Origin of the sequence: Streptomyces sp. NPDC057654 (assembly GCF_042800135.1) — a bacterium.
Taxonomy (GTDB): Bacteria; Actinomycetota; Actinomycetes; order Streptomycetales; family Streptomycetaceae; genus Streptomyces.
On sequence record NZ_JBHVHQ010000283.1, the window covers coordinates 1 to 9,390 of the forward strand.

The window sequence follows — 9,390 nt, forward strand, 5'->3', positions numbered from 1 at the left end:
TTCACCACCCGACATCATTAAGTGAGTTTCCCGTTAGCTTACCCGGTCGGGGGGGCGGGAAACAACGCCGTGGGGCGCGTATCACAGGATCCGCGCCCCACTGTTCGTACTGTGCCTGGTCAGGCGGGTTCCGCCTACTGGTCCCGGTACATCTCCGCGACCAGGAACGCCAGATCCAGCGACTGGCTGCGGTTGAGCCGCGGGTCGCAGGCCGTCTCGTAGCGCTGGTGCAGATCGTCGACGAAGATCTCGTCGCCGCCGCCCACGCACTCCGTGACGTCGTCGCCGGTCAGCTCGACGTGGATGCCGCCCGGGTGGGTGCCCAGCCCCTTGTGGACCTCGAAGAAGCCCTTGACCTCGTCCAGCACGTCGTCGAAGCGGCGGGTCTTGTGGCCCGAGGCCGCCTCGAAGGTGTTGCCGTGCATCGGGTCGCAGATCCACGCGACCTGCGCGCCGGACGCCGTGACCTTCTCCACCAGGGTCGGCAGCCGGTCGCGGACCTTGTCCGCCCCCATCCGGGTGATGAAGGTGAGCCGGCCCGGCTCGCGCTCCGGGTCGAGCCGCTCGATGAGGGTGAGCGCCTCCTCCGGGGTGGTCGTCGGGCCGAGCTTGACGCCGATCGGGTTGCGGATCTTGGAGGCGAACTCCAGGTGCGCGCCGTCCAGCTGGCGGGTGCGCTCACCGATCCACACCATGTGGCCCGAGACGTCGTAGAGATCGCCGGTCCGCGAGTCCACGCGGGTCAGCGCCGACTCGTAGTCGAGGACGAGCGCCTCGTGGGAGGCGTAGAACTCGACGGTCTTGAACTCCTCGGGGTCCACGCCGCAGGCGTTCATGAAGTTCATCGCCCGGTCGATCTCGCGGGCGAGCGCCTCGTAGCGCTGCCCGGAGGGCGAGGACTTCACGAAGTCCTGGTTCCAGGCGTGCACCTGGCGCAGGTCCGCGTAGCCGCCGGTGGTGAAGGCCCGTACGAGGTTCAGCGTGGCGGCGGAGGCGTGGTACATCCGCTTGAGCCGCTGCGGGTCCGGGATGCGGGCCGCCTCGGTGAACTCGAAGCCGTTGACGGAGTCGCCGCGGTACGTCGGCAGGGTCACCCCGTCGCGGGTCTCGGTCGGCTTCGAGCGGGGCTTGCTGTACTGGCCGGCGATCCGGCCGACCTTGACCACCGGCACCGAGCCGGCGTAGGTCAGCACGGCGCCCATCTGGAGCAGCGTCTTGAGCTTGTTGCGGATCTGGTCGGCTCCGACGGCGTCGAACGCCTCGGCGCAGTCGCCGCCCTGGAGCAGGAACGCCTCGCCACGGGCGACGGCTCCCAGGCGCTGACGCAGCTGGTCGCACTCGCCCGCGAAGACGAGCGGCGGATAGGACTCAAGCTCCGCGATCACATCGCGCAGAGCCTCTTGGTCCGGCCAGTCAGGCTGCTGCGCCGCGGGAAGGGAGCGCCAGGTGTTGCCACCGGCGTGGATTTCAGCGTTCACGGTCACCCGCCACAGGTTACGTGCTCGCAGCGGTGCGTTATCCCCACGCCCGGAAGATGAGACGGCCGACACGCCCGTACCCGGCTGCCGGGCGCTCCACTTCCGGGGCCCCTGTCCGGGGCAGCTCGGACCATGGCCGGTTATGACCGTTCCGTGAAGAAGTTGTGGTCAAGAGGTGACCGCTTCTGCCAGTCTCTCCCCGCCCCGGTCGGGCCCAGCCGGTCACGGACGGGGCCGTCGCGTGCCCCCAATCCAGAGGAAGTGCCCGTGAAGATCTTCCGCACCTCCACCGCCGTCACCGCCGTCGCGGCCGCCGCCGCGCTGCTGCCGCTCGCCGCCGCGCCCGCCGAGGCCGCGCCGCCCGCCACCCACCCCGGGATGACCTGGGCGCGGATGGCCGACGGGCCCGACGGCAGCGTCCGGGTCGGCGGCCCCGGCGGCACGCCGAGCGACCCGTACAAGGGCGACACCCCGGCCACCGCCCTGCTGCCGGTGCTCTGCCTGAGAGTCGACGGCAGCCCGCTGCCGGACGGGCTGACCCCGGACTTCTACGGGGGCTGGGCGCAGGGCACCGTCGCGGCGAGCCGGCCCGTGAAGGGGTCCCGGCTCAACAGCCGCGCCGCCGCCGACAGCGTGTGCGCGGCGGCCTTCGGCGCGGGCTGGCGGATGGCCGAGTTCCACGACGGCCGTTACGGGCCCGACCTCCAGTATCCGGGCGGCTGGTCGTTCTGGGCCTACGGCGACCTGCCGAAGAACACCCGGTTCTGGACGGCGATCGACGACCAGCCGGCCAACCCCTGGAACTGACGGTTCCGGCGCGGACGGACCGGCCCGCTTCCCCGATCACCGCGATCACCGCGATCGCCGCGATCCGGGCCGGTCCATCCGGTAGGGTGCCTGGCATGTTCGCGCATTCGGTGCTGACGCACTCGAACCAGGCTTGGTGGTGGACCGCTCACTCGGCGGCCCACTGATCGCGCGTACACCGACTTCGCGAAGGCCGCCCCGAGGGGCGGCCTTCCGTGCGTAGCGCGGCCGTTCCTCCTCAGACAGAAGGAACCCCGCCATGCATCGCGACACCGCCGCCCTCATGGACCGGCTGCTCGGCCCCGGCTGCCCGCCGTTCGCCCTGCTGCACCGCCGCACCCCCGGCCGCACCGACGACACCGTCGAACTCCTCCTGGGGCCGGTCGTCGAGGTCGAGCGGCTGGCCGACATCCCGCTGCCGGCCGGGAAGCCCGACGGGAACGGCGAGGACGGCGGCCCGGTGCACGACGCGCTCGCGCTGGTGCCGTTCCGGCAGATCCGCGAGCGCGGCTTCGACGTGCGCGACGACGGGACGCCGCTGTCGGTGCTGCTCCCCCGCGAGTCGTACGAACTGCCGCTCGCCGACGTCCTGGCGGCGCTGCCCGCGCACGAGGTGCGGGTCGAGGACGGGTGCTTCGACGTGGACGACGACGCGTACGCGCGGATCGTCGAGCGGGTCGTCGAGGACGAGATCGGTACGGGCGAGGGCGCCAACTTCGTCATCCGGCGGACCTTCGACGGGCGGATCGACGGCTTCTCCGCGGCCGACGCCCTCGCCCTCTTCCGGCGGCTGCTGGCCGGCGAGCGCGGCGCGTACTGGACGTACATCGTGCACACCGCGGAGCGGACGCTGGTGGGCGCCAGCCCCGAGGTGCATGTGCGGATGTCCGGCGGGACCGTCGTGATGAACCCGATCAGCGGCACGTACCGCTATCCGTCCGAGGGCCCGGACGCCGACGGGCTGCTCGCCTTCCTGCACGACCGCAAGGAGGTGGAGGAGCTGTCGATGGTCGTCGACGAGGAGCTGAAGATGATGTGCACCGTCGGCGACATGGGCGGCGTCGTGGTCGGGCCGCGGCTCAAGGAGATGGCCCACCTCGCGCACACCGAGTACGAGCTGCGCGGACGGACCTCGCGGGACGTGCGGGACGTGCTGCGGGAGACGATGTTCGCGGCGACCGTCACCGGCTCGCCCGTGCAGAACGCCTGCCGTGTCATCGAGCGGTACGAGCGCCACGGGCGCGGCTACTACGCCGGGGCGCTGGCCCTCATCGGCCGGGACGCGGGCGGCGCGCAGACCCTCGACTCGCCGATCCTGATCCGCACCGCGGACATCGACGGGAACGGCGCGCTCAAGGTGTCGGTGGGCGCCACGCTCGTACGCCGCTCCGACCCGCGCGCCGAGGTCGCCGAGACGCACGCCAAGGCCGCGGGGGTGCTGGCCGCGCTCGGGGTGCGGCCCGCGCCCGTACGCGACACCGCGGCGCCGGCGGTCCGGCTCGCGGACGATCCGCGGGTACGGGCCGCCCTGGACGCGCGGCGCGGCGACCTCGCGCCGTTCTGGCTGCGGATGCGGACGGCGGAGCCGACGGGCGGGCTGCGCGGGCACGCGCTGGTCATCGACGCCGAGGACACCTTCACCGCGATGCTCGCGCACCTGCTGCGGTCCGCGGGGCTGGAGGTGACGGTGCGGCGCTACGACGAGCCGGGGCTGCGGGCGGCGGCGCTGACGCACGAGGGGCCGGTGGTGCTGGGCCCCGGGCCGGGCGACCCGTCCGACACCGCCGACCCCAAGATGCGCTTCCTGCGCTCCCTCACCGCCGAACTGCTGCGCGCGCACCGCCACGGGCTGCTCGGCGTCTGCCTGGGCCACGAGCTGATCGCCGCGGAACTCGGCCTGGAGATCGCCCGCAAGGCCGTGCCGTACCAGGGCGCCCAGGAGCGCATCGACTTCTTCGGCCGCCCGGAGACCGTCGGCTTCTACAACACGTTCACCGCCCGCTGCACCGACCGCGCCGAGGTGGAACTGGCCATGCACCGCGTCGAGCTGAGCCGCGACACCGCCACCGGCGACGTCCACGCCCTGCGCGGCACGGGCTTCGCGGGCGTCCAGTTCCACCCGGAGTCGGTACTGACCCTGAACGGCGCGGCCATCGTCGCGGACGTGCTGGCGGCGGTGGCGGTCGGCTGAGAACGGGGCCGACCGCTCGGCCAACAGCCCTCAGCCGAAGAAGACGCCGACCTCGGCGTACAGCTCCGGGGCGACCGTCTTGAGTTTCGCGGTCGCCTCGGCGAGGGGGACGCGGACGACGTCCGTGCCGCGCAGGGCGACCATCGAGCCGTACGCCCCGTCGCGTACGGCCTCGATGGCGTGGAGCCCGAACCGGGTGGCGAGCCAGCGGTCGAAGGCGCTGGGGGTGCCGCCGCGCTGCACATGGCCGAGCACGGTCGTACGGGCCTCCTTACCCGTCCGCCGCTCGACCTCCTTCGCCAGCCACTCCCCCACGCCCGACAGCCGGACATGCCCGAAGGAGTCCTGCGACTGGTCCTTGAGGACCATGTCGCCGTCCGCCGGCATGGCGCCCTCGGCGACGACGACGATCGGCGCGTAGCTGGCCTTGAACCGGGAGGTGACCCAGGAGCAGACCTGGTCGACGTCGAAGCGCTGCTCGGGGATGAGGATGACGTTGGCCCCGCCCGCGAGCCCGGAGTGCAGGGCGATCCAGCCCGCGTGCCGGCCCATCACCTCCACCACCAGGACGCGCATGTGCGACTCGGCGGTGGTGTGCAGCCGGTCGATGGCCTCGGTGGCGATGTTGACGGCGGTGTCGAAGCCGAAGGTGTAGTCCGTCGCGGAGAGGTCGTTGTCGATGGTCTTGGGCACTCCGACGCACGCGACGCCGTACTCGCCCGACAGCCGGGCGGCGACGCCGAGCGTGTCCTCGCCGCCGATCGCGATGAGGGCGTCGACCTCCTCCTTGGCGAGGTTCTCCTTGATCCGGCGGATGCCGTTCTCCACCTTGAGGGGGTTGGTCCGCGACGACCCGAGGATCGTGCCGCCGCGCGGCAGGATGCCGCGGACGGCCGGGATGTCGAGGGGGACCGTGGCGCCTTCGAGCGGTCCGCGCCAGCCGTCCTTGAAACCGGTGAACTCGTAGCCGTACTCCTGGACGCCCTTGCGGACGACCGCGCGGATGACCGCGTTGAGTCCGGGGCAGTCGCCGCCACCGGTCAGCACTCCGACCCGCATGGAATCTTCTCCTTCTCGCACAGGGACCCGACCTCGGTCACACTAATGGTGATCCAGGCCACACGGGATGGTGCGATCGGCGAATTCCCCGTCCATGGCTGCGAGTTGACCCGAAGCGTTCACTCGTACGAGCGGACGCGCGGCGCGTGCGCGGGCCGCGTCAGGGGCGTACGGGACGCGGTCGGGCGCTACTCGTCATCGAGGCCCCGCTCTATCGCGTACCGCACCAGCTCCACCCGGTTGTGCAGTTGCAGCTTCCCCAGGGTGTTCTGCACGTGGTTCTGCACCGTGCGGTGCGAGATGACGAGCCGCTCGGCGATCTGCTTGTACGAGAGCCCCTTGGCCACCAGCCGCAGCACCTCCGTCTCCCGGTCGGTCAGCTGCGGGGCCTTCGGCTCGTCGGGCGCGGCAGGCGCCGGGTCGGTGGCCAGCCGCCGGTACTCGCCGAGGACCAGCCCGGCGAGGCCCGGCGTGAACACCGGGTCGCCGACCGCCGTCCGGCGCACCGCGTCCACCAGCTCCTCGGTGCTGGCCGACTTCAGCAGATAGCCGGTCGCGCCGGACTTCACGGCCTCCAGCACATCGCCGTGCTCGCCGCTCGCGGAGAGCACCAGCACCCGCAGCGCGGGGTTCTCCCCGACCAGCTCCCGGCAGACCCGCACCCCCGGCATCCCGGGCAGATTGAGGTCCAGGACCAGCACGTCGGGCGCGGCGGCCTGCGCGCGGCGCACCGCCTGCGGCCCGTCGCCGGCCGTGGCGACCATGTCGAACCCGGCCGCCGCCAGGTCGCGGGCGACCGCGTCCCGCCACATCGGGTGGTCGTCGACGACCATCACCTTCAGCGGCCGCTCGTCCAGCGCCGTGCCCACCGTCTCGCTCTCGCTCTCACTCACTGCCGTCCTCCATTCCCCCGCGGAACTCTCAGTTCGACTTCCGTGCCCTGCCCCGGTACGGACACCAGCTCGGCGCTGCCGCCCAGGTCCCGCAGCCGCCCGCGGATCGACAGCGCGACGCCCATCCGGCCCTCCCGCTCGGCGTCCGCCAGCCGCCCCTCGGCGATGCCGGGTCCGTCGTCCCGTACGGTCACGAGCACTTCCTGCGGCTCGTCCTCCAGCAGAATCCAGGCCCTCGCCTCCTCACCCGCGTGCTGGCGGACATTGTCCAACGCGGCACTGACAGCGGCCGCCAGCTCCACCGCCGCACCCGCCCCGAGCAGCACGGGCGTGCCCGGTTCGGCGAAGGAGACCCGCGCCCCGGCGTGCACGGCGAGCAGCACCCGTACGTCGCAGGGCCCGCCCTCGCCGTCCTGCGAAGCGGCCGCGAGCTTCCCCGACGCCCGTACGGCCTGGACGAGCTCGGCGTCCTTCGCGTCCTGCTCCGCTGTGCGCGGGGCGGGCACCATGCCGCTGGAGACCAGGGAGCGCAGCGCGATCTCCTGCTCGCCCGCCATCCGGCCCAGCTCGGCCGCCTCGCCGCCGATCTCCGCGCCGCGCCGCTGCACCATGGCCAGCACCTGGAGGACGCTGTCGTGGATGTCCCGGGCCAGCCGCTCGCGCTCGCGGGTCGCCGCCTCGATCTGGAGGGCGCGGGCCAGGGTCCGCTCACTGGCGCGGGCCACCTCGACGATGTAGCCGATGGCGATGGAGGCGACCCAGACGAGGAGCACGTTGTGGACGGTGTCGCGGGCCATGCCGCCGCGCTCGACGAGGTTGGCGACGGCCACCAGGGTGGAGGCGAGCGCGGCCCACCGCCAGCCGCCCTTGATCGCGAAGCCGAGGACCGCGCCTGCCACCCATATGGACGGCAGGGTGGGCGCCCCGTCGTCTATCCGGGCCCAGGAGTCGACGGCGGAGGTGAGCAGGATGCCGCCGAGGGCGATGGTGAGGTCGCCGACCAGGAAGCGCTTGGTGCAGCGCTCCGGCGACATCGTCCGGCTCCAGGTCAGGGCCATCCAGCCGGTGAGGCCCGCCATGTAGCAGCCGGCGCCCAAGGGGTGCGCGAAGTCGCGGTAGTTGACGATGAAGAGCGCGAGCGCGTAGCCGAGCGTCAGTATGCGGTAGCCGGTCAGCGCCCGCCACAGCGGCAGCTCGACCGACATCCGTATGACGCGCGGCGGTTTCGCCCGCGCTGTCCTCGCTCGCGGCCACCGCCTGTCCTGTGCCATTGCCCCACCCCTCGCCGGGAGCGGCTACGCCCCGGGCTTGCGCGTCTTCGCGGCCTCGGTCCCCTTGGCCTTCGCGGCCTTCTCTTCCTCCGCGGCCTTCTTCGCCTCTTCGGCGATCTGCCGCTTGGCCGCCGTCGCGTAGATGTCCACGTATTCCTGGCCGCCGAGCTTCATGATCTCGTACATGACCTCGTCGGTCACCGAGCGCAGAATGAAACGGTCGCTTTCCATGCCGTGATAGCGGCTGAAGTCGAGCGGTTCGCCGATCCTGATGCCCGGCCGCATCAGTTTGGGCATCACCTTGCCCGGCGGCTGGATCTTTTCGGTGTCGATCATCGCGACGGGAATGACGGGCGCCCCGCTGGCCAGCGCCACGCGGGCGAGGCCGCCCGGTTTTCCGCGGTAGAGCCGCCCGTCCGGGGACCTGGTCCCCTCCGGGTAGATGCCGAACAGCTCGCCGCGCTCCAGCACCTCCAGACCGCTCTTGATCGCCGCGTCCCCCGCCCCGCGCCCGCCCGAGCGGTCGACGGGGAGCTGTCCGACGCCTTTGAAAAAGGCGGCGGTCAGCTTTCCCTTGACTCCCGGGGAGGTGAAGTACTCCGCCTTCGCGATGAAGGTGACCTTTCGGTGGAGTACGGCCGGAAGGAAGAAGGAGTCCGAGAACGACAGGTGATTGCTGGCGAGAATCGCGGGGCCCTCGTCGGGGATGTTCTCCAGGCCCTCCACCCACGGCCGGAAGGCGACCTTCAACGACCCGCCGATGGACAGCTTCATAGCGCCGTAGAACAACCGAGGACCTCCTGTATGCGACGAGGAGACCTTACCTGCCTACCCGCCGTGCGGCGCTCCGCGTACGCTGAGGTGCAGACCCTCCCGCCCCCCTTTACCGATCGGAGACACCGGTGCCGCTCCTCCCCGGAGCCGAGCCGTTCCGCCACGAAGGCGGAGAGGTAGGCGTCCTCGTGTGTCACGGCTTCACCGGCTCCCCGCAGTCCGTACGGCCCTGGGCCGAGTCCCTGGCGCGGCGGGGCTTCACGGTGTCCCTGCCGCTGCTGCCCGGCCATGGCACGCGCTGGCAGGACATGCAGGTCACCGGCTGGCAGGACTGGTACGCGGAGGTGGACCGGGAGCTGCGGGCGCTGCGCGAGCGCTGCGCGAAGGTCTTCGTGTGCGGGCTGTCGATGGGCGGCGCGCTGGCGCTGCGGCTGGCCGCCGAGCACGGCGACGACGTCAGCGGTCTCGTCCTGGTCAACCCCGGCAACAAGGTGCACGGGCTCGCCGCCCGGACGCTGCCCGTGACGCGGCATCTGATCCGTACGGCCAAGGGCATCGCCAGCGACATCGCCAAGCCGGACTCCCCGGAGCTCGGCTACGACCGGGTACCGCTGCACGCCGCGCACTCGCTGCGCCGCCTCTTCCAGGTGGTCGACGCGCAACTGCCGCAGGTCACCCAGCCGTTGCTGCTGCTGCACAGCCCCGAGGACCATGTGGTGCCGCCGGTCGACTCGGCGCGCATCCTGGGCCGGGTGTCGTCGCGGGACGTCACGGAGCGGCTGCTGGAGCGCAGCTACCACGTGGCGACGCTCGACTACGACGCCGAGTTCATCTTCGAGGAGACGTACGCGTTCATCGGCCGGCTCGCTCCGAGCGCCGCCGAGGGCGCCGGCAAGGAGGGGACGGCTGCCAGTGGC

8 protein-coding genes are annotated in these 9,390 nt (G+C 72.0%); 3 read left to right on the forward strand and 5 right to left on the reverse strand.

Going from position 1 to position 9,390, the window contains the following annotated elements; translation table 11 throughout:
* Nucleotides 1–134 precede the first annotated feature (134 nt).
* Nucleotides 135–1,484: a class II 3-deoxy-7-phosphoheptulonate synthase gene (locus tag ACFU99_RS21235; protein ID WP_384394258.1), complete on the reverse strand. Its 1,350-nt coding sequence runs from the start codon at nt 1,482–1,484 to the stop codon at nt 135–137.
* Nucleotides 1,485–1,745: 261 nt separating this feature from the next.
* Here ACFU99_RS21235 and ACFU99_RS21240 point away from each other — a divergent pair, with 261 nt between their 5' ends.
* Together ACFU99_RS21240 and ACFU99_RS21245 are read left to right on the forward strand one after the other, a co-directional pair.
* Nucleotides 1,746–2,285: a hypothetical protein gene (locus tag ACFU99_RS21240; protein ID WP_384394260.1), complete on the forward strand. Its 540-nt coding sequence runs from the start codon at nt 1,746–1,748 to the stop codon at nt 2,283–2,285.
* A 259-nt stretch (nt 2,286–2,544) separates the two neighbouring features.
* Nucleotides 2,545–4,476, forward strand: coding sequence for an anthranilate synthase family protein (locus tag ACFU99_RS21245; protein ID WP_384394262.1), 1,932 nt, complete (start codon nt 2,545–2,547; stop codon nt 4,474–4,476).
* Between the two features lie 30 nt (nt 4,477–4,506).
* Here the strand turns inward: ACFU99_RS21245 and ACFU99_RS21250 are convergent, their stop codons facing one another.
* The 4 genes from ACFU99_RS21250 to ACFU99_RS21265 all read right to left on the reverse strand — a co-directional run bounded on the left by ACFU99_RS21250 (nt 4,507) and on the right by ACFU99_RS21265 (nt 8,488).
* Nucleotides 4,507–5,535 (reverse strand): 6-phosphofructokinase, encoded by a 1,029-nt coding sequence (locus ACFU99_RS21250; protein ID WP_384394263.1) that lies wholly within the window; start codon nt 5,533–5,535, stop codon nt 4,507–4,509.
* 188 nt (nt 5,536–5,723) lie between these two features.
* A complete protein-coding gene (locus tag ACFU99_RS21255; protein ID WP_384394270.1) occupies nt 5,724–6,368 on the reverse strand; it encodes a response regulator in 645 nt (214 codons plus the stop codon).
* A gap of 56 nt (nt 6,369–6,424) precedes the next feature.
* The gene (gene macS / locus ACFU99_RS21260; RefSeq protein WP_384394265.1) at nt 6,425–7,633 is read right to left on the reverse strand and encodes a MacS family sensor histidine kinase; all 1,209 of its coding nucleotides are present in this window, start codon (nt 7,631–7,633) and stop codon (nt 6,425–6,427) included.
* Between the two features lie 90 nt (nt 7,634–7,723).
* Entirely contained in the window at nt 7,724–8,488 is a 765-nt protein-coding gene (locus tag ACFU99_RS21265; protein ID WP_384394267.1) for a lysophospholipid acyltransferase family protein, read from the reverse strand.
* Between the two features lie 113 nt (nt 8,489–8,601).
* Between ACFU99_RS21265 and ACFU99_RS21270 the strand changes: the two genes are divergently transcribed.
* Nucleotides 8,602–9,390 (forward strand): alpha/beta hydrolase (locus tag ACFU99_RS21270; RefSeq protein WP_384394268.1); only part of this gene is annotated, 789 nt, incomplete at its 3' end.